Genomic DNA, 23,437 nt, shown 5'->3' with positions numbered 1-23,437 from the left:
TTCCGGCTGTCCCCTTTCCCTCATCCTTGTTTCGAGCGCATCGCCTTTTCAATCCGCCGCAATATCAGTGATAGCCCTATGGTCAAGATCAGGTAGATATAGGCGACGATCGAATAGGTCTCGAAAAACCGGAAAGAACCGGCGGCATAGACTTTTCCCATTTGGGTGATGTCGGTGACGCCGAGCACCGAAACAAGTGAGCTGTCCTTCACCATCGACACGAAATCGTTCGAAAGCGGCGGAAAGATCGTCCGGGTCGCCTGTGGCAGAGTGATCAGCCTGAAGCGCTGATAGCGGCTGAAACCGAGGGCCTTTGCTGCCTCGATCTGCCCCTCCGGAACGGCCTGTATGCCGGCGCGGAATATCTCTGCAATGAAAGCCGCATAACCGATGGTCAGTGCGATGATCGCCCGCCAGATCAATGATACGTCCCGCACAAGCAAAGGCTCCACCCATCCCTGTGAGACAAGCGGAGCAGTCAGCCCGTTATAGAGCGCCACCAGGCCTGGCGTTCCCACAAAAGCGATGTAGAAAAGCAGAACGATGATCGGTATGCCGCGAACCACTTCGATGTAAAACCGTGCCACCTGCCGTGCCACGATATTATCAGCCATTCCGACGAGGGCGATGCAAAGGCCGAGCAATGTTGCCAGCATAAAGGCCGTGAGCGTGACGGAAACCGTGATGCCGACACCTTTTGCCACGGTGCTGAACACCTGCGTGTAAATGCCATTGACAGCGATCATCGCGGCAAGGGCAATGCCGATCACGAGGATCGCGAGCAGCCACCAGGGAAAATCCTCGCTCGTGCTGTTCTGCGTGTTCCGCTTTGTTGTGGCGTCGTGCAGCGTCATTCGCCAAGCTTGTAGTCGAGGAACCACTTCTTATCGAGTGCGGCGAAGGTGCCGTCCGCCTTCAGTGCCGCGATCGCGGCATTGACAGGGGCAACGAGATCGGAACCTTTTTTGAAGATGAAACCGAAGTCATCGCCGCCAAGCGGACCACTGATCAGTTTGAGCGTGCCGTTTGACGCATCGACATAACCCTTGCCGGCAACGCCATCGGTGAGCACGAGGTCGACATCGCCTGTTTTCAACGCCTGAACGCTGGCGCCGAAGGTTTCCATCAGGCGAAGGCGCGGATTCTGCTCGTTGCCATCCAGAACATCGTAAACGGCCGTGTAGAAGGGCGTGGTGCCGGCCTGTGTGCCAACGAGACCTTTATCGAAGGCGGCGAAACTTTTTGCGTCGGTAAAACGGTTTTCATCTGCCCGCACCAGCATGAACATTTCCGAACGCATATAAGGGACGGAGAAATCCACTTTTTCCCTGCGGTCGTCCTTGATGCTGATTCCGGTCATGCCGATGTCGTATTGCCCCGCAGAAACTGACTGGATCATCGCGTCCCAGGAAATGTTCTGATATTCGACCTTGAAATTCAGCCGTCTGGCGATCTCTTCCATCGCATCATATTCCCATCCGATGGCTTTTCCGCTTTTCGGGTCGACGAATTGCAGCGGCGGATAGGCATTTTCCGTGACCACGACGACGGTGCGTCCCTCAAGATCCGGCAGATCGACGGCGCCGGCGAGTGCAGGCGTCATGGCCAATACGGCGAGGGCGGCGAGAAACGGGCGTCTGGCGATCATGAAAGGCTCCGGAGCGATTTTTCTCAAATTGCACGCTTGCCGGAGCGAGAGCAAGACATGTGAGCGCAACAAAAAAGGCGGTCCCAAGACCGCCTTTTCCGTAAATCCAGTAAACTGGAAATCTTATTCTGCTGCGGTTTCTGCAGCCTTTGCTGCTTCTTCTGCTGCCTTGGCTTCAGCAGCTTCGGCTGCTGCCTTTTCGGCGGCGAGAGCCTGTGCTGCTGCTACCTTTTCAGCTTCCAGACGTGCCTTTTCTTCGGCAGCTGCCTGGCGCTCGGACTCGTTCAGCTTACGGGCGCGCGTACCGGTGTTTTCAACGATACGGGCAGCCTTGCCGCGACGGTCGCGCAGATAGTAGAGCTTCGCACGACGAACCTTACCGCGGCGAACGATTTCAACGCCTTCGACCAGCGGCGAGTAGATCGGGAATACGCGCTCTACGCCTTCGCCGTAGGAGATCTTGCGAACGGTGAAGCTTTCGGAAAGGCCGCCGCCGGAACGGGCGATGCAAACGCCTTCATAAGCCTGAACGCGGGTACGGTTACCTTCGGTAACGCGGACGTTCACGCGCAGCGTGTCGCCCGGAGAAAACTCAGGCAGGGTGCGCTTTGCTTCGATCTTGGCAGCCTGTTCGGCTTCCAGCTGCTGAATGATATTGGTCATGTTAACCTCTGATTTCTTCTGAAACAGCCAGAGCGCTCAACGGTTGCCTGTCGGTCGATGCCTTCAGGCCATGCCTTGCGGCAGGAGCGGGTTCGCCATTCTTTGCTTGCGGTTAAAGGGGTAAACCCCAATTCCACGCGGGCACATACACGAGGATGCACCGTTTGTCATCCCTTCATGACAATTTTTATCAATTCTTCGCCGCGCTCTGACAGTTGCGAAGCGGCTTTGGGCCGGATATGGCATGAAAACCTTGGGAGGGGCCATGTCCATATTCATCGTTCTCATGCTGTTTGCAACCGGCTTTCTGTCAGGTGTCGTCAATGCGATTGCCGGCGGCGGCACATTCCTGACCTTCGGTGCGATGACGCTGGCCGGCCTGCCGCCGATTGTCGCAAACGCCACGTCGGCGATCGTGCAGTTTCCGGGCTACGTCACGTCCGTCATCGCCTATGGGCCGGAGATACGCGCCCATTGGCGCGAGGCGATCCTTCTGTCGGCTGTTTCCGTCGTCGGTGGGCTGGGTGGATCGCTCCTGCTTCTGTCGCTCGACAACCCCTCCTTTCGTCAGCTGGTTCCATGGCTGCTTCTCGCCGCCACCGCCGTTTTTGCCGCCGGCCCGTGGCTCAGGCCGAAGACAAGCACCGAGCGCTCTCCCGGCAATCTGCCGAGCCTCGTCTTCCAGGGGCTTGCCTCCATCTATGGGGGCTTTTTCGGCGCTGGAATGGGCATCATGATGCTTGCCATCCTCGGAATAACCTCGGGCGGAAGCTATCATCATCTGAACGCCTTGAAGAACCTGCTGTCGGTGGTGATCGCGGTCATCGCGATTACGATCTTCGTCAGCGGCGGTGTTGTCTCCTGGTGGGCGGCGCTCATCATGTTTCCCGCGGCAGCGCTTGGCGGTTATGCGGGCGTGCACACGGCGCGGCGGGTGCCGCAGTGGGTCATTCGCTGGCTGGTGATTGCGGTCGGGCTGGTGCTGACGGCTTATTATTTCGTCTCGACCTGAGGCTTCTCAAGAAGGTCGGGCCGCCTTTCCTTCGTCAGCTTCAGCGCCTGTTCATGACGCCATTTGTCGATGACGGCGTGATTGCCGGAGGTGAGAACGGCGGGGATATCACGGCCTTCCCAGAGTTGCGGGCGGGTGTAATGCGGATGCTCCAGCAGCCCGCCCTCGAAGCTCTCATGCACGCCGGAGAGATCGTTGCCCATGACACCAGGCAGGATGCGAACGACGGCATCAAGCAGCGTCAGCGCCGCCGGCTCGCCGCCGGAGAGAATGTAATCGCCGATCGACACCTCCTCCAGCCCGCGCGCCTCGATCACCCGCTGGTCGACGCCTTCAAAACGGCCGCAGACGATGATTGCGCCGTCACCCGCCGCAAGTTCGCGCACACGGTTCTGGGACAAAGGCTTGCCGCGCGGGCTCATCAGCAGGCGCGGGCGCGTGTCACCATTGGAAACGTGGTCGATGGCCGCGGCCAGGACATCGGGTTTCAGCACCATGCCAGCGCCGCCGCCTGCGGGCGTGTCATCGACGCTTCTGTGCCTGTCGGTGGCGAATTCGCGGATCTGCACGGCGTCCAGCAACCATTGTCCCCGCTCCAGCGCCTTGCCGGCCAGCGAATATCCGAGATGTCCCGGAAACATTTCCGGGTAAAGCGTCAGCACGGTAGCCTTGAAGGTCATCGGTTACTTCTTGCCGAACGGCGGTACGCCGGTTTCGTCCTTGTCGTCGGGATTATCGATCAGGCCGGCGGCCATCGGATCGATAAGAATGCGTCCGGCTTCGAGGTCGATCTCCAGCACCGCCGCCTCTGAAAAGGGAATGAGGGCCGGGCGACGGCCCGCACCCTTCAGCTCCAGCAGATCTCCCGCGCCGAAATCATAGACCGCACTGACGGCGCCATAACTCTTGCCTTCGGCATCAACCGCCTCCAGCCCTTCGAGATCGGCATAATAGAATTCGTCGTCATCAAGCTCGTCGTCGGGCAGATTGTCGCGTTCGATGAAGAGTTCGAGCCCATTCAGGCTTTCGGCTGCATTGCGGTCGTTGACGCCCCTGAAGCGCACAATGACAACGTTCTTACCCTCGCGAATTTCCAGAATTTCAAAAATGCGGCCATCGGCGCTGACCAGATTGCCGTAATCGCCGAGCGCCAGCGGGTCATCGGTATATGTGCTGACACGGACTTCGCCACGCAGACCCTGCGCGCCACCAATTTTTGCCATGAGTATCGGGTTTTCCAGCTTTGCCATCGGGCCGTCCGTCTTCTGGTATTGGTTGCGTCAGCTTTAAGGTCTGTTGACGCCAAAATAAACAAAAAACGGGCGGCGTGGAAATCCACGCCACCCGTTCCTCAAAAGTTTCCGTGCAGATTATTCTGCAGCAGAGGCTTCCGCAGCGGCAGCGGCTGCATCTTCAGCCTTCTGCTTCTTTTCAGCAACGCGTTCCAGAGCGCGCTTGCCCGGCTTTGCCTTTTCCGGGTTGCTGCGAGCGGCGCGCTCGGCAAGGCCGGCTTCTGCGAGGAAGCGCAGAACGCGGTCGGTCGGCTGTGCGCCCTTGGCGATCCATTCCTTGATGAGGTCAGCCTTCAGCTCAACGCGCTGCGGGTTGTCCTTGGCAAGCATCGGGTTCCAGGAACCGACCTTCTCGAGGAAGCGGCCGTCGCGGGGCGAACGGGCGTCAGCAACAACGATCTGGTAATACGGGCGCTTCTTGGAACCACCGCGTGCGAGACGAATTTTGAGTGCCATGTCATTTACTCCTTAGGATGGCTTGTCCGCCGTTCAGGCGGTCTTTTCTGTGCCGCCATGTTCGGCGGCGATTGCTTCATGATGCCGGATGACTTCCTTGATGATGAAGTTCAGGAACTTCTCGGCGAAATCCGGGTCCAGATTGGCGTCCTTTGCCAGGTGGCGAAGGCGTTCGATCTGGTATTCCTCGCGCGCCGGGTCGGCCGGCGGCAAATTGTATTTTGCCTTCAGCACGCCCACCGCCTTGGTACAGCGGAAACGTTCGGCAAGAATGTGAACCAGTGCGGCATCGATGTTGTCGATCGACTGGCGGTATTCGGAAAGCTGGGCTTTCACCTCTGTATTGTTCATTGGCGTCCCCCTCACTTCTTTTTCGGAAAGCCGGGAAGGCCCGGCATGCCGCCAAGACCCGGCAGCTTTGTGCCTCCGAGGCCCGGCAATCCGCCCGGCAGACCGCCAAGGCCGGGCATTCCACCCGGCTTGCCGAGGCCGGCGGCTTCCGCCTGCTTCTGGAGCGCTTCAAGCTGCTTCGGATCGATGTTGGACAAATCAGGCATGCCGCCGCCCATCATGCCACCGAGACCCATCTTGCCGGCAAGGCCGCCCATCATCTGCTTCATGATGCCGCCTTTGCCCTTGCCGCCCATGGCTTTCATCATGTCGGCCATGCCGCGATGCATCTTCAGAAGCTTGTTGATTTCGGCGGCATCGGTGCCGGAACCGGCGGCGATGCGCTTCTTGCGGCTGTGTTTCAGAATATCCGGATTGGCGCGCTCCGCCTTGGTCATGGAGGAGATGATGGCAATCTGGCGATCGAACATCTTGTCGTTCATGCCGGCTGAAGCCATCTTGTCCTTCATGCCGGCCATGCCGGGCATCAGCCCCATGATGCCGCCCATGCCGCCCATCTTTTTCATCTGGGCAAGCTGGCCGGCCAGATCGTTGAGGTCGAACTTGCCCTTGGCCATCTTCTCGGCCATGGCGCGGGCTTTTTCCGCATCGATGTTTTCGGCGGCCTTTTCGACCAGCGAGACGATGTCGCCCATGCCGAGAATACGGTCGGCGATACGGCGCGGGTGGAACTCGTCGAGTTCGTTCATGCGCTCGCCGATACCGATCAGCTTGATCGGCTTGCCGGTGACGGCGCGCATGGAGAGGGCTGCACCGCCGCGGCCGTCGCCGTCCATACGGGTGAGAACGAGGCCGGTGATGCCGACACGTTCATCGAAATTGCGAGCCAGATTGACGGCGTCCTGACCGGTCAGCGAATCCGCGACCAGCAGGATTTCATGCGGATTGGACTTCTTCTTGATGTCTGCCATTTCCAGCATCAAGGGTTCGTCGATGTGTGTGCGGCCGGCGGTATCGAGAATGACGACGTCGTGGCCGCCGAGCTTTGCGGCCTGCACGGCACGTGCGGCAATATCCGTCGGCGACTGGCCGGCAATGATCGGCAGCGTGTCGACGCCGGTCTGGACGCCGAGCTGGCGAAGCTGCTCCTGTGCGGCCGGACGACGCGTGTCGAGAGATGCCATCAGCACCTTCTTCTTGTCGCGGTCGGTCAGGCGCTTGGCGATCTTGCCGGTGGTTGTGGTTTTACCCGAGCCCTGCAGACCTACCATCATGATGACGACGGGGGCGACCGCATGAAGGTCGATCGAGACGCCTTCGGTGCCGAGCATTTCGACAAGCTCGTCATGGACGATCTTGACGACCATCTGGCCGGGCTTGATGGATTTCAGAACGGCCGCGCCGACGGCCTTTTCACGCACTCTGTCGGTGAAGGAACGTACGACTTCCAAGGCCACATCCGCTTCCAGCAGCGCACGGCGAACCTCGCGCAGGGCGGCGGCAACATCGGCTTCCGTCAGCGCGCCACGGCCGGTCAGTCCATTCAGAATGGAACCAAGGCGGTCCTGGAGGTTTTCAAACATCGTTTCTTCCTTCTTCGTTCCGGGTTTCCGAAACGTCGGTGCTTTCGCTGGCAAAAACAAGACGCAAAGCCAAAAAGCACCCGAGGGCGCATCGCGCTGTCGGGTGTTGACCTCCGGGATCTCTTTATACCTTTTCGGGTCCCGGTCGGCGGCTTGGAGTCGTGAAACTGCCAGCTGATGGGCGGGATAAACAGGAAAGTGCCGGAAAAGTCAAGGCAGCGTTGGTTTCCGCCCGACAAAGCCTGCATTTCATCTTTGCGTGATCGGTCGTCGGCCGCCAGAGGCGGTGCTTGAACGGCGCCATTCTGCTCCCTATACATTTGTCATGAACCGTCGAAAATTTTTCCGTTTTTCCGCTGTTGGCCTGCTCGCTCTGGCGGGCGGCGGCCTTTATGCCCGTCGTTCAAGCGCCAGCGCTTATTATAGCGGCCCTATCTCCGATCATTTCGACGGGATACGCTTTTTCAATCCCGGTGGTACGCCGCCCAGCAACTTCATGGGTCTGCTGAAATGGCGCTTCAACGGTGAACGCGCCAAGTGGCCGGAAAGCTATGCGAGCCCGTTTCCGTTTGCGAAACCGGACAGCCGGGTCGAGGGTAAAGACATGCGTGTCACCTTCATCGGCCATGCTTCCTTTCTTATCCAAACAGCGGGCCTGAATATTCTCGTCGATCCCGTGTGGTCTGAGCGCACGAGCCCGTTCAGCTTCGCCGGGCCCAAGCGCGTCAACCCGCCCGGTATCCGTTTCGAGGATCTGCCGCCCATCGATCTCGTGCTGGTAACGCATAATCACTACGATCATCTGGATATGGAGACGCTGAAGCGCCTGCATGTGGCGCACAAGCCGCTTTTCATCACGCCGCTCGGCAATGATGCCATCATCCGTACCGGCGTTCAGGCGGCGCGCATCGAGGTGGGCGACTGGGGTGATGTGATTGATGCCGGTGGGGTGAAAATTCACTTCGAGCCGTGCCATCATTGGTCGGCGCGTGGTCTGAACGACCGGCGCATGGCACTCTGGGCGGCGTTCGTCATCGAAACGCCGGGTGGGAAAATCTACCATATTGGCGATACCGGCTTTCACGAGGGCCTCAACTATCACGCCGCGCGCAAGAAGCATGGTGAGTTCCGCCTCGCCAACCTACCCTTCGGCGCCTATGAACCGCGCTGGTTCATGAAGGGCCAACACCAGAACCCGGCGGAAGCCGTGGAAGGCATGAAGCTTTGCGGTGCGGCGCATGTCTGCGGCCACCATTGGGGTACGGTACAGCTGACCGATGAGGCGGTCGATGCGCCGCTCGCAGCCCTCAAGGTTGCGTTGAGCGAACACGGGGTGGAGGAGAGCCGTTTCCGGCCGATGCGCCCCGGAGAGGTTTTCGACGTGCCTTCCGCCTGACAGCCGCCCCGTTTGCGACGCAACAGTCTGGTAATTTGCCGGTGTTTCCGCCATATAGGGCGAAAGCACGGGAAAATCCCGTATGAAAAGCGGTTTTCAGGTTTAAAGCGATGGCGAACACGGTCGAATTTGCGAAGATGAACGGGCTTGGCAACAAGATCCTGGTTGTCGATATGCGCGGCCGAAAGGATATGGTCACGCCAGAGGCAGCAATTGCCCTCAATGCCGATCCTGCCACCCAGTTCGACCAGATCATGGCCATCCACGATCCGCGTATCGAGGGAACGGATGCCTATATTGACATCCTCAACTGCGATGGCACCAAGGCGCAGGCCTGCGGCAACGGCACGCGCTGCGTGGTGCAGGCGCTGTCGTCCGAAACCGGCAAGACCAGCTTCACCTTCCAGACGGTCGCCGGTATCCTGAATGCCGTCGAGCATGAAGACGGCATGATATCGGTCGATATGGGGCTCCCGCGTTTCCGCTGGAGCGACATTCCGCTTTCGGAAGAGTTCCACGATACCAGCCGCATCGAGTTGCAGATCGGGCCGATCGACGCGCCGATCCTGCATTCGCCCGCTGTGATGTCGATGGGCAACCCGCACGCCGTATTCTGGGTTGATCGTGATCCGATGGAGTTCGATCTCGAACGCTTCGGCCCGTTGCTCGAAAACCATCCGGTGTTTCCGGAAAAGGCCAATATCACGCTGGCGCAGGTGATTTCAGACAGCGCGCTTCGCACCCGCACCTGGGAGCGCGGCGCCGGGCTAACGCTTGCCTGCGGTTCGGCCGCCTGTGCTTCAGCTGTTTCCGCTGCCCGCACCGGCCGCACCGGCCGCAAGGTCAGCATCGATGTCGCCTCAAGCCCGATCCGCGTGCCGCTGACCATCGACTGGCGTGAAGATAACCACGTCATCATGACCGGCCCGGCCGAATGGGAATGGTCGGGCTCCATCGATCCCATTACCGGCTTGTGGGCGCGGGATGCTGTCGAGCGGGGGGCTGTATGAGCGGGGTCGAGGTCATAACCTTCGGCTGTCGTCTCAACACCTATGAATCGGAAGTGATGCGGGCGGAGGCCGAAAAGGCCGGGCTTAACAATGCCGTGCTGGTCAATACCTGCGCGGTGACCGGGGAGGCGGTGCGACAGGCTCGCCAGGCGATCCGCCGCGCCCGGCGCGACAACCCACATGCGCGCATCATCGTGACGGGCTGTGCCGCCCAGACCGAGAAGCAGACCTTTGCCGAGATGCCCGAGGTAGACGCGGTATTGGGCAATGAGGAAAAGCTGAAAAGCGCCTCTTATCGCGCGCTGCCGGATTTCGGCGTTTCGGCGGAAGAAAAACTGCGCGTCAACGATATCATGAGCATCAAGGCGACCGCACCTCAGATGGTCAAGCACATAGACGGGCATGTGCGCGCCTTCATTCAGGTGCAGAACGGCTGTGATCATCGCTGCACCTTCTGCATCATTCCCTACGGGCGCGGCAATTCGCGCTCCGTGCCGATGGGTGCGGTGGTGGATCAGGCCCGCCGGCTGACGGAGAGCGGCTACTGCGAGATCGTGCTGACCGGCGTGGATGCGACCAGTTACGGCGCCGACCTGCCGGGTGAGCCTTCCCTCGGTTACCTCGCCAAGACATTGCTGAAGCAGGTACCGGACATTCTGCGCCTGCGCCTTTCTTCCATCGACAGTATCGAGGCCGACCACCATCTGATGGATCTGATTGCCGGTGAGCCGCGTTTCATGCCGCATCTGCACCTGTCCCTCCAGCATGGCGACGACATGATCCTGAAACGCATGAAACGCCGTCATTCACGTGCCGATGCTATCCGGTTCTGTCAGGAGGTGCGGGCGCTCAGGCCTGATGTGGCCTTCGGCGCGGATATGATCGCCGGTTTTCCGACCGAGACGGAGGAGATGTTCGAGAATGCCGCGACGCTTGCGGAAGAATGCGGCATTTCCAGCCTGCATGTGTTTCCCTACAGCCCGCGTGCCGGTACGCCCGCCGCACGCATGCCGCAGCTCGACCGCGCGCTTGTGAAGGAGCGGGCAGCGAGGCTTCGCGTGCGGGGTGAAGTGCTCAGGATGGCGCATCTGCAAGGTATGGTCAGTTCGGCGCAGACGATCCTCGTCGAAAACAACGGTTTTGCCCATACGGACAATTTCACGCTGGTGGCGGCACCTGATCTTGCCCCGCGCACTCTTGCGCGGGTTGCGATTACCGGCCACAACGGCAAACATCTGAATATGAGGCTTCTGGCGGCAGATGCGGCCTGAGGCAGCGCAAGAAAAGAGACACGGGAACAACCATGGCCCTCGGCTTCATCAAAAAAGTCTTTTCGTTCGGCAAGGACAAGGCCGAAACGGAAGAGCGGCCACAAGAGAATGCTGCGCTTGAGCGCGGCAATGAAAACGCCTCTTTCGAAGCGGCGCTGAACGACGCCGAAGCGCATGATGCTGTCGACAGGGATCCTGTTTCCGAACTGGAGATGGAGACGGCCGGCGGCCCGGCCCCCGACGAGGCGGAAGATCTAGCCTCCTCCGGCGAGAATGAAGACGAGGACGCGCCGCTTCTCCCCGGTGCCGAGCTTTCCGGCGATATGGGCGTGGTGCCATTGTCGTTGCTGCAGGCGGAAGCCGCTGCCGAGGAGCAGGTCGAGCCGACTCCGGAGGCTGCCGACGTCGTGCTGGATGCCGATGCGATGGATGCGCTGCTTGACGAGGCGGAGGCCGCGACTGCGCCTGAACCCGTTGCGGTTCCACCAGCCCTGCCAAAGGGTTTTTCGTCCGCCAGTGAACGGCAGGAGCCTGCGCCTGCCGCACCTGAGGTGAAACTGACATGGTTTCAGCGCCTGCGGGCCGGGCTTGCCCGCACGTCTTCGCAGCTAACCACACAGATTTCAGCGCTTTTCACCAAACGCAAGCTGGATGAAGATACGCTCGACGAGCTGGAAGATCTTCTCATCCAGTCCGATCTTGGTGTCGAGACCGCCATGCGCATCACCGGCGCCCTGTCTTCGGAGCGTTACGGCAAGGATGTGAGCGGCGAAGATGTGGCGCGCATCATGGCGGGCGAGATCACCAAGGTGCTGAAGCCTGTTGCCAAACCTTTGGAACTCGATCTCTCGCACAAGCCGCATGTCATTCTCGTGGTCGGCGTCAACGGTACGGGCAAGACGACGACCATCGGCAAGCTCGCCGCCAAGCTTTCTGGCTCGGGCCTCAAGGTGATGCTGGCGGCCGGCGATACTTTCCGCGCGGCAGCGATTGAGCAGTTGAAGATATGGGCCGACCGCACCGGCTCGGACTTCATCGGCACCAAGCTTGGGGCAGATGCCTCGGGTCTCGCTTACGACGCCTATGAGCAGGCTCGGGCGCAGAAAAGCGATGTGCTCATCATCGATACGGCGGGCCGTTTGCAGAACAAGACGGAACTGATGGCGGAACTGGAAAAGATCGTGCGCGTGCTCGGCAAGCTCGATCCGGATGCGCCGCACACCGTGTTACAGACTCTGGACGCAACGACGGGCCAGAACGCCATGAACCAGGTGGAAATATTCCGCAATGTTGCGGGCGTTTCGGGCCTGATTATGACAAAATTGGATGGCACGGCGCGGGGCGGTATCCTCGTCGCCATCGCTGCAAAACACAAGCTGCCGGTCTATTTCATTGGCGTGGGTGAAGGTGTTGACGATCTGGAGCCCTTCGAGGCGGAAGATTTCGCCAAGGCCATTGCGGGAGTTTGAGTATGGATATTGAAAGCAATTCCAAGGAAAGCGAAAAGATGGTGGCGGAAATCAGCCCGCTCCTGAAATTCGTGCTTGAGCTTGGCCCGCTTGTCGTCTTCTTTTTCGCGAATTCCCGCGGCGAATGGCTTGCCACCACTTTTCCGGTTCTGACAGAGTTCGGTGGCCCGATCTTCATCGCCACCGGCCTGTTCATGATCGCGACGGCGATTGCGCTCTCCGTTTCCTGGGTGCTGACGCGCAAGCTGCCGATCATGCCGCTGATTTCAGGCATCGTGGTCTTCGTGTTCGGCGCTCTGACGTTGTGGTTGCAGAACGACACTTTCATCAAGATGAAGCCGACCATCGTCAACACGCTGTTCGGCGTCATTCTGCTGGGCGGCCTGTTCTTCGGGCAGTCGCTGCTCGGTTACGTCTTCAATTCCGCCTTCAAGCTTACGGATGAGGGCTGGCGCAAGCTGACGCTGCGCTGGGGTATCTTTTTCCTCTTTCTGGCGGTGCTGAACGAGGTTGTCTGGCGCATGTTCTCCACAGACGCCTGGGTGGCCTTCAAGGTCTGGGGCACCATGCCGATCACCATCATCTTCACCATGGCGCAGATGCCGCTTGTGATGCGCCATTCTGTCGAGCCGCTTGGCAAGGACGAAAAATGACAGTTGCGGAGATGCCGGCTTCCCGTTCGCGTTCGTTTAAATGGTTCGGCGTGGCCGCCGGGCTGCTTCTCCTGCAGATCATCATTCTCTACGCCATGGGCCGCATTCCGATTTGTGAATGCGGTTATGTGAAGCTGTTCGAACCGGGCGTGAATACACCGGGCAACTCCCAGCACATCGCTGACTGGTACACCCCGTCACATATCATCCACGGCTTCCTGTTCTACTGGTTTGCGTGGCTGCTGTTCCGCAACAAGCCGCTTTCCATGCGGCTTTCCCTTGCGGTGCTGGTAGAGACCGCGTGGGAAATTCTTGAAAACTCGCCCATCATCATCGATCGCTACCGAACAGCGACGATGGCGCTGGGGTATACGGGGGACAGTATCCTGAACTCGGCGATGGACACGGTTTTCATGGCGCTGGGTTTCTTCTTCGCCGCCCGTGCGCCGGTGTGGCTAACGGTGGTGGTCGCCATCTTCTTCGAGATATTCACCGGCTGGCTGATCCGCGACAACCTGACGCTCAACGTCGTCATGCTTGTCTGGCCTGTTGAAGCCATAAAGGAATGGCAGAACGCGCTCCCGCAAATGTGAACGGCGTTCGTTGACATTGCAGTCCGAACGGCCTTGGAATCGCGCGATATATGCAGGCTTTCTTAAGGGCATTGCGGTAACATCCGGGTTCAAAGGCTCGTCTCTCCCTCCGGCAGAACCCATTGCAAGACAATTTCGCCTATCTTCTTCCCTTTATCATGCTGACATTCGGCGTGGTGTTTCTGTTCCTGCAGAGGACCGGGCAGGCTTCCGCCCGCTACTGGGGTATCGGATATCTTTCGGCGGCCTTTGCTTTTGCAACACCGCTGGTGCTTGGCGGGCTGCCTTTTGAAGTTCAGGCGATCCTTTCGAATCTGTTGTTCTTTTCCGCCTTCTTCCTCTATGGCCACGCGTTGCTCACCCATTTCGGGCGGCCGCTCTATACCAAGGCGCGGCTGTCGATCGTCGTCGTTGCGGTGTTGCTGGTCTCTTTCCATGTTTTCATCACCCCCGATCTGAAACGCGAACTCGTCATCGGCGATCTCGTTTGCGCCCTTTTGCTCGCAATCCCGGTCTGGCTCGTGCGAAAGCGCCCGGCTGCGCTTGCCGACAGGCTGATGGTGGGAATCGCCTGTCTTGTGGTGGTGGAGACGCTGGTGCGCATCGGCTTGCTGCTGGTGATGACGCCGGGAGGCTCGATGATCGAACTCAGCGAGTTCTTCGAGTCGGATTATGCTTTCTACATGCAGCTTGCTGCGAGTATTTTTGGCTTCCTGCTCGCGCTTTCGGTGCTCGCGAGCCAGATTTCCGTCACCGTGGACCGGCATCAGCACGCGGCGGAGCATGACCCCCTGACGGACGTGCTGAACCGACGTGGCTTCGACCGGCGTGTGCCCGACTTTCGTAATGATACGCCTGATGGCGCGGTGATTGCCTGCGACATAGACCATTTCAAGCGCATCAATGATGTCTACGGCCATGCGGCGGGAGATATCGTCCTCATCGGCCTTTCCGATCTTCTCACAAAAAATGCGCCCGAGGATGCGCTGGTAGCGCGTTTCGGCGGCGAGGAATTCGTGGTGTTCCTGCCCGGTCAGACGGCTGCTGCGGCCAGCCAGCTTGCCAATGGCATGCGGACAGGCCTGTCGTCACTGGATTGGCGGAACCGGGGTGTGACCAGTCAGATCACGGCGAGCTTCGGTGTTTCGGCGGTCGCGAGGGGCGATCATTCCATTCACGACGCCATCAAGCGTGCTGATGACAGTCTTTATGCCGCAAAACGCGGCGGTCGCGATCAGGTGGTGCTGGAAGGCATGCGTCTGCCGGCGGAAGGCCCGCCTCTGAGGGTCGTTAACAAGGCGTGATGCCTTACGAGCGGTTATTTTCCGGCTGCGGCCGCAATGGCCGGTCGCAGGTCGCGCTCGACGCTGCGGGCATCAAAGGGGCCGACCTTTTTGTAAAGGATCGTGCCGTCCGCGCCGACCAGGTAACTTTCGGGAATGCCATACACACCCCAGTCAATCGCCGCCTTGCCGCTGGGATCGACCCCTATCGCGGCAAAGGGGTTGCCGAGCTCGCCGAGGAAGCGCAGGGCATTGTCCGGCTTGTCCTTGTAATTGATGCCGACGACAGTGATGCGGTCGTCTTTCGCCAGTTCCTGCAACAGCGGATGTTCCTGCCGGCAGGGAATGCACCAGGAAGCGAAGACATTGACCAGCGTCAGCTTGCCCTTGATGGCCGCATCCGTCAGTGCCGGCAGGTTCGAACCTTCCAGCGGCGGCAGCGACAGGGTCGGCGCCCTGGTGCCGATCAGCGCTGACGGTATGGCGCTGACATCCAGTCCGTTGACATCCTGATCATATAGCATCTTGCCGGCAACGAGGGCAAAGCCGCCGAACAGCAGCAAGGGAAGAAGCGCCAGCGCGTAACGTGCGCGGCCAGACGACCTGGATTTTGATGTGTCATTCTGGTTAGTCTGCGTCATTTGCCGTCACCAGCGGAACCGGCTCTTGTCCTGCGGCGCATGCCGGATGCTTCGAGTTCCTTCAGTTCCCGCTTGCGTGCCTGGCCGTCGACGACGACCCAGGCGATGAGACAGAGAACGACAAGGCCGGTCGCCGCATAGGACATGCCGATATAAAAGGCGTGTGTCATCCCTCAACCCTCCCGGTTCGCCATGCGAGCGGCAAGCCGGCGTTGCGCGGCCACGCGTCGGCGCCAGATTTCATTGCGCATGGCGGCGATATGCAGGGTGAAGAACAGCAACGTGAAACCGATCGCCATGGTCAGAAGCGGCCAGAGAAACTCCGCGTCGATGGCGGAGCCGCCCATCCGGATGACGCTTGCCGGCTGATGCAGCGTATTCCACCACTCGACCGAAAACTTGATGATCGGAATATTCACGAACCCGACGAGGATCAGCACCGCGCTGACGCGGGCGGCTCTGGATGGATCGTCCATGGCGCGGTTGAGTGCGATGAGCCCGAGATACATCAGGAAAAGCACGAAAACGGAGGTCAGCCGCGCATCCCACACCCACCAGGTTCCCCACATGGGCTTGCCCCAGAGTGAGCCGGTGATAAGTGCGATGAGCGTGAAGGCCGCGCCAATGGGGGCTGCGGCCTTATGGCTGACATCGGCCAGCGGATGGCGCCAGACGAGGGTGCCGATGGCGGATATTGCCATGACCGAATAACACATCATGGCCAGCCAGGCGGAGGGCACGTGCACATACATGATGCGCACCGTGTAACCCTGCTGGTAATCTCCTTCCGAGGTGAAGGACATGTAGAGGCCGGCCGCCAGCACCAGCGCGGTCAAACCGGCGAGCCATGGCAGGATGCGTGCCGCCAGCGCCAGAAACCGCGTGGGATTGGCGAGATCGCTGAACTTGGTGATGGAGAAAGTCTGCTCGTTCATGCCGTTTGTGTAACCCGAGAATGGCCGCCCCGCAATTGATCCCTGTCAACAGGGTATCGTGCGTTGCGGTTTCCTCAATCCATAACATTGCGCAGTGCCAAAGCGGCAAAGAAAGGGCCGGTCACGGCTGAAAATAACGTGATCGCGCAGAGGATGAGGAGGGGCGGCAGGAAGGGGGCCGGGTCCTGCACTGCCGCGTAGGAAGCGCTGACACCGAAGATCAGCACCGGAATGGCGAGCGGCAGGACGAGGATGGAGACCAGAAGGCCGCCGCGTGGCAGGGCAACGGCAACCGCCGCCCCCACCGCGCCGATGAAGGTGATGGCGGGTGAGCCGACGAGGAGGGTGAGCATCACCGCGCCGATTGCCACCTCGTCCATGTTCATGAACAGGCCGAGAAGGGGCGATGCCAGCACCAGCGGCAGGCCCGTCGATACCCAGTGCGCCAGGCATTTGACGAAGACGGTCAGCACCAGCGGCGTTTCCTGCATCAGGATGAGATCGAGGGAGCCGTCGTCGCGTTCGGCCTGGAACAACCGGTCGAGGCCGAGAAGGGCGGACAGAAGTGCGCCGATCCAGACAATGGCCGGGCCGATACGAGCAAGCAGGTTGAGATCGGGTCCAACGCCGAAAGGGATGACGGCAACCACTGTCATGAAGAACAGGACGCCGATGAGCGCGCCGCCGCCGGCGCGGATGGAGAGTTTGAGATCGCGGAGGAAGAGAGCGGTCATTGGCGTGGCCTCGGTGGGTGAAGTTTACCCCCCTCTGTCCTGCCGGACATCTCCCCCTCAGGGGGGGAGATCGACTCGTGGTTAGGTCTCGTCCATCTCAATGCTCGAGAATGGAGTGGCTGTAGCGCCTCTTGCCGATCTCCCCCCTTGAGGGGGAGATGTCCGGCAGGACAGAGGGGGGTAAGCCGCGTGCACATCGCCATCACGCCCAAGCCTCCACGCCCGCGAACCCGGTCATTTGCAACTCCTGCGCCTTCTCCAGCCCCAAAGGCTGATGGGTTGCCGCCAGCACGATACCGCCTTTTGCAAGATGGCCTTTCACGAGATCGGTAAACATGTCGTCTGCCGCCCTGTCGAGCGCCGCAGTCGGTTCATCGAGAATCCATACCGGCCGCCATGCGACAAGGAGCTTTGCCATCGCGAAGCGGCGCTGCTGGCCGGCGGACAGGTAACCGAAAGGCAGGTGGGTAATGCCGGCAAGGCCGACACTCTCGGCCGCTTCGTCAATCGCTACGCCCGCCGCGCCATGAAAGTCTCCAAGGAAATCCTTCCAGAAGCGCAGGTTCTCGGAAACTGTCAGTTCCGTCTTCATCGCATTGCGATGGCCGAGATAATGGCACGCTTCCGAAGGTCGCATCTCGGCTTCTATTCCTTCGCCGGCTATCTTCACTTGCCCCCGCTCGGGTCGCAACAGACCGGCCACCGTGCGCAGCAGCGTCGATTTTCCCGAGCCGTTACGCCCGGTCAGCACCAGCGCCTCACCGTCGCTTAACTTGAAGGAAATGTTCATGAATATGAAATCTTCGCCGCGTCGCACGCCAAGATTTTCCGCCGTCAGATGCATGCTGCGTTCCGATTAAAATTTGCCGTTCGATCATAAAAAAATCGATTAGCGTCGTGGAATGGTCTGGCACGTTTGTCTGAAATTATCTATATGGGTGTCAACACGCCAGCGGCCGGCGTGAACATCATCTTGCGCCGGACTTGACGATTGCGAGGAGCAATTTTCACGTGCGGACAGCGGAAATGGTCGTACCCGCATCCTGATGTGCATGAGTGCATAGGTGTCCGCACGAACGTGTTGGCTATCAGTGTAAGCGGGGTTTTTATCCATGCCCAAATCACTCGACAGTTTCAAATGTCGTTCCGTTCTTACCGTCGATGGTAAGGACTATGTCTATTTCAGCCTGCCCAAGGCTGAAGCCAATGGCCTGAAGGGCGTTTCCAAGCTGCCCTATTCCATGAAGGTCCTGCTCGAAAACCTCCTGCGTTTCGAGGACGGCCAGTCCGTTACCAAGGAACACATTCTGGCGGTTTCCGAATGGCTCAACAACAAGGGCCTCACCGAAAACGAAATCGCCTACCGCCCCGCCCGCGTTCTCATGCAGGACTTTACCGGCGTTCCTGCCGTGGTCGATCTTGCCGCGATGCGTGATGGTATCAAGGCTCTCGGTGGAGATCCCGAAAAGATCAATCCGCTGGTTCCTGTCGATCTCGTCATCGACCACTCCGTTATCGTTGACGAATTCGGTACGCCGAACGCTTTTGCCCGCAACGTCGAACTTGAATATGAGCGCAATGGCGAGCGTTACCGCTTCCTCAAGTGGGGCCAGCAGGCATTCAAGAACTTCCGCGTTGTTCCCCCCGGCACGGGCATCTGTCACCAGGTCAACCTGGAATATCTCGGCCAGACCGTCTGGACCAAGGAAGAGGACGGCGAGACCATCGCTTATCCGGATACCTGCGTCGGCACGGATAGCCACACGACCATGATCAACGGCCTCGGCGTTCTCGGCTGGGGCGTCGGCGGTATCGAGGCTGAAGCGGCCATGCTTGGCCAGCCGGTTTCCATGCTTCTGCCTGAGGTCATCGGCTTCAAGCTGACTGGCAAGGTGAAGGAGGGCGTCACCGCGACCGACCTCGTTCTGACCGTCGTGCAGATGCTGCGCAAGAAGGGCGTCGTTTCCAAGTTCGTTGAATTCTTCGGCCCCGGCCTTGATTCAATGTCTTTGGCCGACCGAGCGACCATCGGCAATATGGGCCCGGAATATGGCGCGACCTGCGGCTTCTTCCCGGTTGACAGCGAAACCATCAATTACCTGACGATGTCCGGCCGTACAAAGGATCGTATTGCCCTCGTGGAAGCCTACTCCAAGGCCCAGGACATGTGGCGCACCGGCGACGGTTCCGATCTTGTCTTTACCGACACGCTCGAACTCGACCTCGGCGACGTTGTACCGTCCATGGCCGGCCCGAAGCGTCCGGAAGGCCGCCTGCCGCTCGAAACCATCGCGCCCAATTTCGCGACTGCTCTCGAAAATGACTACAAGAAGCCCGGCCAGCTTTCGAGCCGCTACGCGGTTGAAGGCGAGGACTTCGATCTTGGTCACGGCGATGTGGCAATTGCCGCCATCACCTCCTGCACCAACACGTCCAACCCCTCCGTCCTCATCGCTGCCGGCCTTCTCGCCCGTAACGCTGTCGCCAAGGGGCTGACCTCCAAGCCATGGGTGAAGACGTCGCTTGCACCTGGATCACAGGTGGTTGCCGAATATCTCGACAAGTCGGGCCTTCAAAAGGATCTCGATGCGATCGGTTTCAACCTCGTTGGCTTCGGCTGCACGACCTGCATCGGCAACTCCGGCCCGCTGCCGGCGCCGATCTCCAAGACGATCAACGACAAGGGCCTGATTGCGGCCGGCGTTCTCTCCGGTAACCGCAACTTCGAAGGCCGTATCTCGCCTGACGTGCAGGCGAACTATCTGGCCTCTCCGCCCCTCGTCGTCGCTTACGCTCTTGCCGGCACGGTCCAGAAGGACCTGACCAAGGAGCCGATCGGCAATGATAAGGACGGCAACCCGGTCTATCTCAAGGATATCTGGCCGACCTCGAAGGAAATTCAGGAGTTCATCCTGAAATACGTCACGCGCGAGCTTTACGAGACGAAGTACGCCGACGTCTTCAAGGGTGATGCCAACTGGCAGGCCGTTCAGGTGCCGCCGGGTCAGACCTATGCCTGGGACGACAACTCGACCTATGTCCAGAACCCACCCTACTTCGTGGGCATGGGCAAGACAGGCTCGGGTCTCAAGAACATCAAGGGCGCGCGCGTTCTCGGTCTCTTCGGCGACAAGATCACCACCGACCATATTTCTCCGGCCGGTTCGATCAAGGCGGCATCGCCTGCCGGTGCTTATCTCACCGAGCATGGTGTCGGCGTTGCCGACTTCAACCAGTACGGCACACGTCGTGGCAACCACGAAGTGATGATGCGCGGCACCTTCGCCAACATCCGCATCCGCAACCACATGCTCGGCCCGAACGGCAAGGAAGGTGGCTACACCATTCACTATCCGTCCAAGGAAGAGATGTCGATCTATGACGCGGCAATGAAGTACAAGGCTGAGGGCGTTCCGCTCGTCATCTTTGCAGGTGTCGAATATGGCAACGGCTCATCCCGTGACTGGGCGGCCAAGGGTACCAACCTGCTCGGCGTCAAGGCGGTCATCGCGCAGTCCTTTGAGCGTATTCACCGTTCGAACCTGGTCGGCATGGGCGTCGTCCCCTTCGTCTTTGAAGAGGGAACGTCCTGGGCGAGCCTCGACCTCAAAGGCGATGAAATCGTTGAGATCGACGGTCTCGAAGGCGAGATCAAGCCGCGTGAAAAGAAGATCGCCAAGATCACTTACAGCGACGGCACGGTGAAGGAAGTTCCGCTTCTTTGCCGTATCGATACGCTTGATGAAGTGATCTACATGAACAATGGCGGTATTCTGCAGACCGTTCTGCGCGATCTGGCTGCGTAAAGCTTCGACAATCGAAGGCGCCGGGAGGAATCCCGGCGTCTTTCCGTTTCAAGTCGCTTGTTTTGTGATTGTCGCTCACCCCTTCGTGACTTTCTATTGAAGGGCGTTAGACGTTATTTTCCGGTTTGCATCCCGGCGGGATTGATCGCATCAATTCGTCTGGATCTCTTCCGGACAAAGGTTTTTGTAATGCCGCTGAAATTCCCCCTGTCGATATGTCTTCTCGGCACGTTGCTCGTCACCTCCGCGCAGGCGCAGGAGGCGGTGAAGGGCGTCGTCGAATTGTTCACATCGCAGGGATGTGCATCCTGCCCCCCGGCGGATGAGGCCCTGCGCAAGATGATCCAGAAGGGCGACGTCGTCGGTCTCTCCTATCATGTCGATTATTGGAACTATCTCGGCTGGACGGATTCGCTCGCATCCAAGGAAAATACCGAACGGCAATACGGTTACATGCGTGCACTCGGCCGCAACGGGGTCTACACGCCGCAGGCCATTCTGAACGGCCGTGACCACGTCAAGGGCGCGGATGTGCGCGGGATCTATGACAGGCTCGACTCGTTCAAGCGTGAGGGCAAGGGATTGAACGTGCCCGTCTCGTCAAAATTTGCGGGTGATGAGGTGGAGATCGATATCGGTGCCGGCAGCGGCAAGGCCGATGTCGTCGTCGCATATTTCACCCGGGAGCAGACCGTGGATGTGCAGAAGGGTGAAAACCAGGGAAAAAAAATGTCCTACTGGCACAGCGTTTATGACGTGCAGACGGTCGGCATGTGGGACGGTTCGCCGATGACGGTAAAGCTGCCGGCGAGCGTGGTCGCCAAGGTAAAAAAGGGCGGCTGCGCCGTGCTGTTGCAGACGGCGAATGCAAGCGGTGATCCCGCGGCGATTGTCGGTGCAAGTATTTTATTGGGGAACGAAACGCCATAATCGCCGATCTGGCGATTGAAGATCCGGTCCGGGCACTGGGGGCTGGGGGTAAAGGGTCAATGCACCGGACCGGGTCATCTTGGTGCCTAGGCATCAATTGACAATGCGACTATTCCACCCAATTCAGGCCATGGTTTGACCGAAATACGGCAGGCGCCCGTAAAATGGGTGCCTAAATGGTTACCGTTTTTACCCTGCTCTTGCGCGGGACGGTTTGTCGGTGATGTTGGGGCAGATGCTCGTTGTCGCATTGTTTTTCTGCCTGCAGAGCTTTCGAAGCCGAGAAACCCCATCTGGATCCTGTGAGCGCCGTAAGTCGACAACACTTGCAATTTCGAGCCGCCAAGCTCACATTGATCTGATGATTTGGGTGGAATCGGAGGTACTGGATGACCGATCAACCGGATGTGCAGCAGGCTCAAACCGCTTCACGCGACAGCTCCACCGTTATCGATCTCCGTGAATACAAGAAGAACAAGGATCCATTGCCGGTGACCTTTCACCGCCGCGAGCTGGATGCGATTTTGCGCATTTATGGCCGCATGGTGGGAGAAGGGGAGTGGCGGGATTACGCCATCGATCATCTGAAGGAAAAAGCGGTGTTTTCCGTCTTTAAACGGTCGGGAGAAATGCCGCTCTATAGGATCGAAAAGAACCCCAGGCTGGCGGCGAAGCAGGGAGCTTACAGCGTCGTGAATGTGGATGGCCGCATTCTGAAGCGCGGCCACGAGCTGCCGCAAGTCCTCAAGGTTTTCGACAAGGTTTTGAAACTTATCGAATGAGCTCCAGTAACGTCAGTCTCCTGCCTTGACGGACGATCAGGCGCATTGAGCGTAATAAGGTAATAAAAAAGGCGACCCTGAGGTCGCCTTTCTTTTTCCGTAGGATCCAATCCCTTAGTCGTCGCGGTTCCCGAGGAACTGCAGGAGGAAGGTGAAGAGGTTGATGAAGTCGAGATAGAGCGTCAGCGCACCCATGATGGCCTTGCGGCCGGCGACGGCAACATCGTCAGCATCGAAATACATTTCCTTGATCTTCTGGGTGTCGTAGGCGGTCAGGCCTGCGAAGATCAGCACGCCAATCGCGGAAATCGCGAACTGCAGCGCGGAGGATGCAAGGAAGATGTTGACGATCGAAGCGATGATCAGACCGAACAGGCCCATGATCAAGAACGAACCCATGCCAGACAGGTCTTTCTTGGTCGTGTAACCGTAAAGCGAGAGCGCACCGAACGAGGCCGCGGTCACGAAGAAGGTCTGCACGATACTCTGGCCGGTATAGACCAGGAAGATCGAGGAGAGCGAAACACCCATCAGCGCGGCGTAAACCCAGAAGGTCGTCTGCGCAGCGGAAACGCTCATGTTCTGGATGCGGAAGCTAAGGAAGAAGACCAGTGCCAGCGGAGCGAGCATCACGACCCAACGAAGCGGCGACGCGAAAAGCAGCTGCTGGACAGCCGGATTGGAAGCGGCGAGCGTATAAGTGCCGAACGCGGCAACGCCGGTGATGACCAGAGCCAGCGCCATAAGGTTGTAAACCTTGAGCATATAGGCGCGAAGACCTTCGTCGATCAGCGCACCAGACTGTGCACGCGTCTGCGCCATGCGGTTCTGGTAGTTATTAAAGTCAGCCATTGTTTCCTCTTTTGAGCTCCGTAATTGCTACGGTGTCGGGATACCTCCCGGGCGCCGCTGCGGAGCTTCAGCAAGCC

The 23,437-nt window shown here is 59.3% G+C and carries 25 protein-coding genes; 11 read left to right on the top strand and 14 right to left on the bottom strand.

Annotated elements, in window-relative coordinates; genetic code table 11:
- Positions 1 to 20: 20 nt before the first annotated feature.
- The 3 genes from DOU54_RS08925 to rplS form a co-directional block, all read right to left on the bottom strand.
- Positions 21 to 854 carry an amino acid ABC transporter permease gene (locus DOU54_RS08925; protein ID WP_107340290.1) on the bottom strand — a complete coding sequence of 278 codons (834 nt, stop codon included), beginning with the start codon at positions 852 to 854 and terminating at the stop codon, positions 21 to 23.
- The gene (locus DOU54_RS08920; RefSeq protein ID WP_113382014.1) at positions 851 to 1,648 is read right to left on the bottom strand and encodes a transporter substrate-binding domain-containing protein; all 798 of its coding nucleotides are present in this window, start codon (positions 1,646 to 1,648) and stop codon (positions 851 to 853) included. Before DOU54_RS08920 ends, DOU54_RS08925 begins: the two co-directional genes overlap by 4 nt.
- 123 nt (positions 1,649 to 1,771) lie before the next feature.
- Positions 1,772 to 2,311, bottom strand: coding sequence for a 50S ribosomal protein L19 (gene rplS / locus DOU54_RS08915; protein ID WP_003505101.1), 540 nt, complete (start codon positions 2,309 to 2,311; stop codon positions 1,772 to 1,774).
- Between the two features lie 265 nt (positions 2,312 to 2,576).
- Between rplS and DOU54_RS08910 the strand changes: the two genes are divergently transcribed.
- A complete protein-coding gene (locus tag DOU54_RS08910) occupies positions 2,577 to 3,323 on the top strand; it encodes a sulfite exporter TauE/SafE family protein (protein ID WP_004443948.1) in 747 nt (248 codons plus the stop codon).
- Here DOU54_RS08910 and trmD read toward each other — a convergent pair.
- The 5 genes from trmD to ffh form a co-directional block, all read right to left on the bottom strand.
- Entirely contained in the window at positions 3,305 to 4,003 is a 699-nt protein-coding gene (gene trmD / locus DOU54_RS08905; protein ID WP_113382015.1) for a tRNA (guanosine(37)-N1)-methyltransferase TrmD, read from the bottom strand. The genes DOU54_RS08910 and trmD overlap by 19 nt on opposite strands.
- A gap of 3 nt (positions 4,004 to 4,006) precedes the next feature.
- Positions 4,007 to 4,573 carry a ribosome maturation factor RimM gene (rimM, locus tag DOU54_RS08900; RefSeq protein WP_006698269.1) on the bottom strand — a complete coding sequence of 189 codons (567 nt, stop codon included), beginning with the start codon at positions 4,571 to 4,573 and terminating at the stop codon, positions 4,007 to 4,009.
- 120 nt (positions 4,574 to 4,693) lie between these two features.
- On the bottom strand, positions 4,694 to 5,071 hold the full coding sequence (rpsP, locus tag DOU54_RS08895) for a 30S ribosomal protein S16 (protein ID WP_004443943.1): 378 nt from the start codon (positions 5,069 to 5,071) through the stop codon (positions 4,694 to 4,696).
- A 33-nt stretch (positions 5,072 to 5,104) separates the two neighbouring features.
- On the bottom strand, positions 5,105 to 5,422 hold the full coding sequence (locus DOU54_RS08890; RefSeq protein WP_003505091.1) for a chorismate mutase: 318 nt from the start codon (positions 5,420 to 5,422) through the stop codon (positions 5,105 to 5,107).
- An 11-nt stretch (positions 5,423 to 5,433) separates the two neighbouring features.
- Positions 5,434 to 7,005, bottom strand: coding sequence for a signal recognition particle protein (gene ffh, locus DOU54_RS08885; protein ID WP_113382016.1), 1,572 nt, complete (start codon positions 7,003 to 7,005; stop codon positions 5,434 to 5,436).
- A gap of 325 nt (positions 7,006 to 7,330) precedes the next feature.
- Here ffh and DOU54_RS08880 point away from each other — a divergent pair, with 325 nt between their 5' ends.
- The 7 genes from DOU54_RS08880 (at position 7,331) to DOU54_RS08850 (ending at position 14,701) form a co-directional block, all read left to right on the top strand.
- Positions 7,331 to 8,401 carry an MBL fold metallo-hydrolase gene (locus DOU54_RS08880; RefSeq protein WP_113382017.1) on the top strand — a complete coding sequence of 357 codons (1,071 nt, stop codon included), beginning with the start codon at positions 7,331 to 7,333 and terminating at the stop codon, positions 8,399 to 8,401.
- 110 nt (positions 8,402 to 8,511) lie between these two features.
- Complete coding sequence (gene dapF, locus DOU54_RS08875; protein WP_113382018.1) at positions 8,512 to 9,411, top strand: diaminopimelate epimerase; 900 nt, start codon at positions 8,512 to 8,514, stop codon at positions 9,409 to 9,411.
- The gene (gene mtaB / locus DOU54_RS08870; protein ID WP_113382019.1) at positions 9,408 to 10,682 is read left to right on the top strand and encodes a tRNA (N(6)-L-threonylcarbamoyladenosine(37)-C(2))-methylthiotransferase MtaB; all 1,275 of its coding nucleotides are present in this window, start codon (positions 9,408 to 9,410) and stop codon (positions 10,680 to 10,682) included. Before dapF ends, mtaB begins: the two co-directional genes overlap by 4 nt.
- 32 nt (positions 10,683 to 10,714) lie before the next feature.
- Positions 10,715 to 12,151 carry a signal recognition particle-docking protein FtsY gene (gene ftsY, locus DOU54_RS08865; RefSeq protein WP_113382020.1) on the top strand — a complete coding sequence of 479 codons (1,437 nt, stop codon included), beginning with the start codon at positions 10,715 to 10,717 and terminating at the stop codon, positions 12,149 to 12,151.
- 2 nt (positions 12,152 to 12,153) lie between these two features.
- On the top strand, positions 12,154 to 12,804 hold the full coding sequence (locus tag DOU54_RS08860; protein ID WP_045533382.1) for a septation protein A: 651 nt from the start codon (positions 12,154 to 12,156) through the stop codon (positions 12,802 to 12,804).
- A complete protein-coding gene (locus DOU54_RS08855; RefSeq protein WP_113382021.1) occupies positions 12,801 to 13,397 on the top strand; it encodes a DUF2585 domain-containing protein in 597 nt (198 codons plus the stop codon). The genes DOU54_RS08860 and DOU54_RS08855 overlap by 4 nt, the downstream gene beginning before the upstream one ends.
- A gap of 122 nt (positions 13,398 to 13,519) precedes the next feature.
- The gene (locus DOU54_RS08850) at positions 13,520 to 14,701 is read left to right on the top strand and encodes a GGDEF domain-containing protein (protein WP_034500065.1); all 1,182 of its coding nucleotides are present in this window, start codon (positions 13,520 to 13,522) and stop codon (positions 14,699 to 14,701) included.
- Positions 14,702 to 14,715: 14 nt separating this feature from the next.
- Here the strand turns inward: DOU54_RS08850 and DOU54_RS08845 are convergent, their stop codons facing one another.
- The 5 genes from DOU54_RS08845 to ccmA form a co-directional block, all read right to left on the bottom strand.
- Complete coding sequence (locus DOU54_RS08845; RefSeq protein ID WP_107340296.1) at positions 14,716 to 15,321, bottom strand: DsbE family thiol:disulfide interchange protein; 606 nt, start codon at positions 15,319 to 15,321, stop codon at positions 14,716 to 14,718.
- On the bottom strand, positions 15,318 to 15,491 hold the full coding sequence (gene ccmD, locus DOU54_RS08840) for a heme exporter protein CcmD (protein ID WP_113382022.1): 174 nt from the start codon (positions 15,489 to 15,491) through the stop codon (positions 15,318 to 15,320). Before ccmD ends, DOU54_RS08845 begins: the two co-directional genes overlap by 4 nt.
- A gap of 3 nt (positions 15,492 to 15,494) precedes the next feature.
- Complete coding sequence (locus DOU54_RS08835; protein ID WP_006698262.1) at positions 15,495 to 16,256, bottom strand: heme ABC transporter permease; 762 nt, start codon at positions 16,254 to 16,256, stop codon at positions 15,495 to 15,497.
- Between the two features lie 74 nt (positions 16,257 to 16,330).
- A complete protein-coding gene (gene ccmB / locus DOU54_RS08830; protein ID WP_113382023.1) occupies positions 16,331 to 16,990 on the bottom strand; it encodes a heme exporter protein CcmB in 660 nt (219 codons plus the stop codon).
- Between the two features lie 202 nt (positions 16,991 to 17,192).
- Positions 17,193 to 17,834: a heme ABC exporter ATP-binding protein CcmA gene (gene ccmA, locus DOU54_RS08820; RefSeq protein WP_006698261.1), complete on the bottom strand. Its 642-nt coding sequence runs from the start codon at positions 17,832 to 17,834 to the stop codon at positions 17,193 to 17,195.
- 268 nt (positions 17,835 to 18,102) lie between these two features.
- Between ccmA and acnA the strand changes: the two genes are divergently transcribed.
- The 3 genes from acnA to DOU54_RS08805 all read left to right on the top strand — a co-directional run bounded on the left by acnA (position 18,103) and on the right by DOU54_RS08805 (position 22,508).
- On the top strand, positions 18,103 to 20,796 hold the full coding sequence (acnA, locus tag DOU54_RS08815; RefSeq protein ID WP_072495154.1) for an aconitate hydratase AcnA: 2,694 nt from the start codon (positions 18,103 to 18,105) through the stop codon (positions 20,794 to 20,796).
- A gap of 189 nt (positions 20,797 to 20,985) precedes the next feature.
- Positions 20,986 to 21,726: a DUF1223 domain-containing protein gene (locus tag DOU54_RS08810; protein ID WP_072495153.1), complete on the top strand. Its 741-nt coding sequence runs from the start codon at positions 20,986 to 20,988 to the stop codon at positions 21,724 to 21,726.
- A gap of 389 nt (positions 21,727 to 22,115) precedes the next feature.
- On the top strand, positions 22,116 to 22,508 hold the full coding sequence (locus tag DOU54_RS08805; protein WP_004443903.1) for a DUF2794 domain-containing protein: 393 nt from the start codon (positions 22,116 to 22,118) through the stop codon (positions 22,506 to 22,508).
- 114 nt (positions 22,509 to 22,622) lie between these two features.
- On the opposite strand, the gene DOU54_RS08800 is transcribed toward DOU54_RS08805, so the two are convergent.
- Positions 22,623 to 23,360 carry a Bax inhibitor-1/YccA family protein gene (locus DOU54_RS08800; RefSeq protein WP_006698258.1) on the bottom strand — a complete coding sequence of 246 codons (738 nt, stop codon included), beginning with the start codon at positions 23,358 to 23,360 and terminating at the stop codon, positions 22,623 to 22,625.
- Positions 23,361 to 23,437: the final 77 nt, after the last annotated feature.

This window comes from Agrobacterium sp. MS2, from assembly GCF_003261015.1.
Lineage (GTDB): Bacteria > Pseudomonadota > Alphaproteobacteria > Rhizobiales > Rhizobiaceae > Agrobacterium > Agrobacterium pusense.
This window is presented reverse-complemented; position numbering and strand designations above follow the sequence as displayed.

Bases quoted from the DNA above. Each gene is read 5' to 3' on its own strand.
- DOU54_RS08925 (WP_107340290.1), bottom strand. From the start codon at position 854: ATGACGCTGCACGACGCCACAACAAAGCGGAACACGCAGAACAGCACG.
- DOU54_RS08920 (WP_113382014.1), bottom strand. From the start codon at position 1,648: ATGATCGCCAGACGCCCGTTTCTCGCCGCCCTCGCCGTATTGGCCATG.
- rplS (WP_003505101.1), bottom strand. From the start codon at position 2,311: ATGACCAATATCATTCAGCAGCTGGAAGCCGAACAGGCTGCCAAGATC.
- DOU54_RS08910 (WP_004443948.1), top strand. From the start codon at position 2,577: ATGTCCATATTCATCGTTCTCATGCTGTTTGCAACCGGCTTTCTGTCA.
- trmD (WP_113382015.1), bottom strand. From the start codon at position 4,003: ATGACCTTCAAGGCTACCGTGCTGACGCTTTACCCGGAAATGTTTCCG.
- rimM (WP_006698269.1), bottom strand. From the start codon at position 4,573: ATGGCAAAGCTGGAAAACCCGATACTCATGGCAAAAATTGGTGGCGCG.
- rpsP (WP_004443943.1), bottom strand. From the start codon at position 5,071: ATGGCACTCAAAATTCGTCTCGCACGCGGTGGTTCCAAGAAGCGCCCG.
- DOU54_RS08890 (WP_003505091.1), bottom strand. From the start codon at position 5,422: ATGAACAATACAGAGGTGAAAGCCCAGCTTTCCGAATACCGCCAGTCG.
- ffh (WP_113382016.1), bottom strand. From the start codon at position 7,005: ATGTTTGAAAACCTCCAGGACCGCCTTGGTTCCATTCTGAATGGACTG.
- DOU54_RS08880 (WP_113382017.1), top strand. From the start codon at position 7,331: ATGAACCGTCGAAAATTTTTCCGTTTTTCCGCTGTTGGCCTGCTCGCT.
- dapF (WP_113382018.1), top strand. From the start codon at position 8,512: ATGGCGAACACGGTCGAATTTGCGAAGATGAACGGGCTTGGCAACAAG.
- mtaB (WP_113382019.1), top strand. From the start codon at position 9,408: ATGAGCGGGGTCGAGGTCATAACCTTCGGCTGTCGTCTCAACACCTAT.
- ftsY (WP_113382020.1), top strand. From the start codon at position 10,715: ATGGCCCTCGGCTTCATCAAAAAAGTCTTTTCGTTCGGCAAGGACAAG.
- DOU54_RS08860 (WP_045533382.1), top strand. From the start codon at position 12,154: ATGGATATTGAAAGCAATTCCAAGGAAAGCGAAAAGATGGTGGCGGAA.
- DOU54_RS08855 (WP_113382021.1), top strand. From the start codon at position 12,801: ATGACAGTTGCGGAGATGCCGGCTTCCCGTTCGCGTTCGTTTAAATGG.
- DOU54_RS08845 (WP_107340296.1), bottom strand. From the start codon at position 15,321: ATGACGCAGACTAACCAGAATGACACATCAAAATCCAGGTCGTCTGGC.
- ccmD (WP_113382022.1), bottom strand. From the start codon at position 15,491: ATGACACACGCCTTTTATATCGGCATGTCCTATGCGGCGACCGGCCTT.
- DOU54_RS08835 (WP_006698262.1), bottom strand. From the start codon at position 16,256: ATGAACGAGCAGACTTTCTCCATCACCAAGTTCAGCGATCTCGCCAAT.
- ccmB (WP_113382023.1), bottom strand. From the start codon at position 16,990: ATGACCGCTCTCTTCCTCCGCGATCTCAAACTCTCCATCCGCGCCGGC.
- ccmA (WP_006698261.1), bottom strand. From the start codon at position 17,834: ATGCATCTGACGGCGGAAAATCTTGGCGTGCGACGCGGCGAAGATTTC.
- acnA (WP_072495154.1), top strand. From the start codon at position 18,103: ATGCCCAAATCACTCGACAGTTTCAAATGTCGTTCCGTTCTTACCGTC.
- DOU54_RS08810 (WP_072495153.1), top strand. From the start codon at position 20,986: ATGCCGCTGAAATTCCCCCTGTCGATATGTCTTCTCGGCACGTTGCTC.
- DOU54_RS08805 (WP_004443903.1), top strand. From the start codon at position 22,116: ATGACCGATCAACCGGATGTGCAGCAGGCTCAAACCGCTTCACGCGAC.
- DOU54_RS08800 (WP_006698258.1), bottom strand. From the start codon at position 23,360: ATGGCTGACTTTAATAACTACCAGAACCGCATGGCGCAGACGCGTGCA.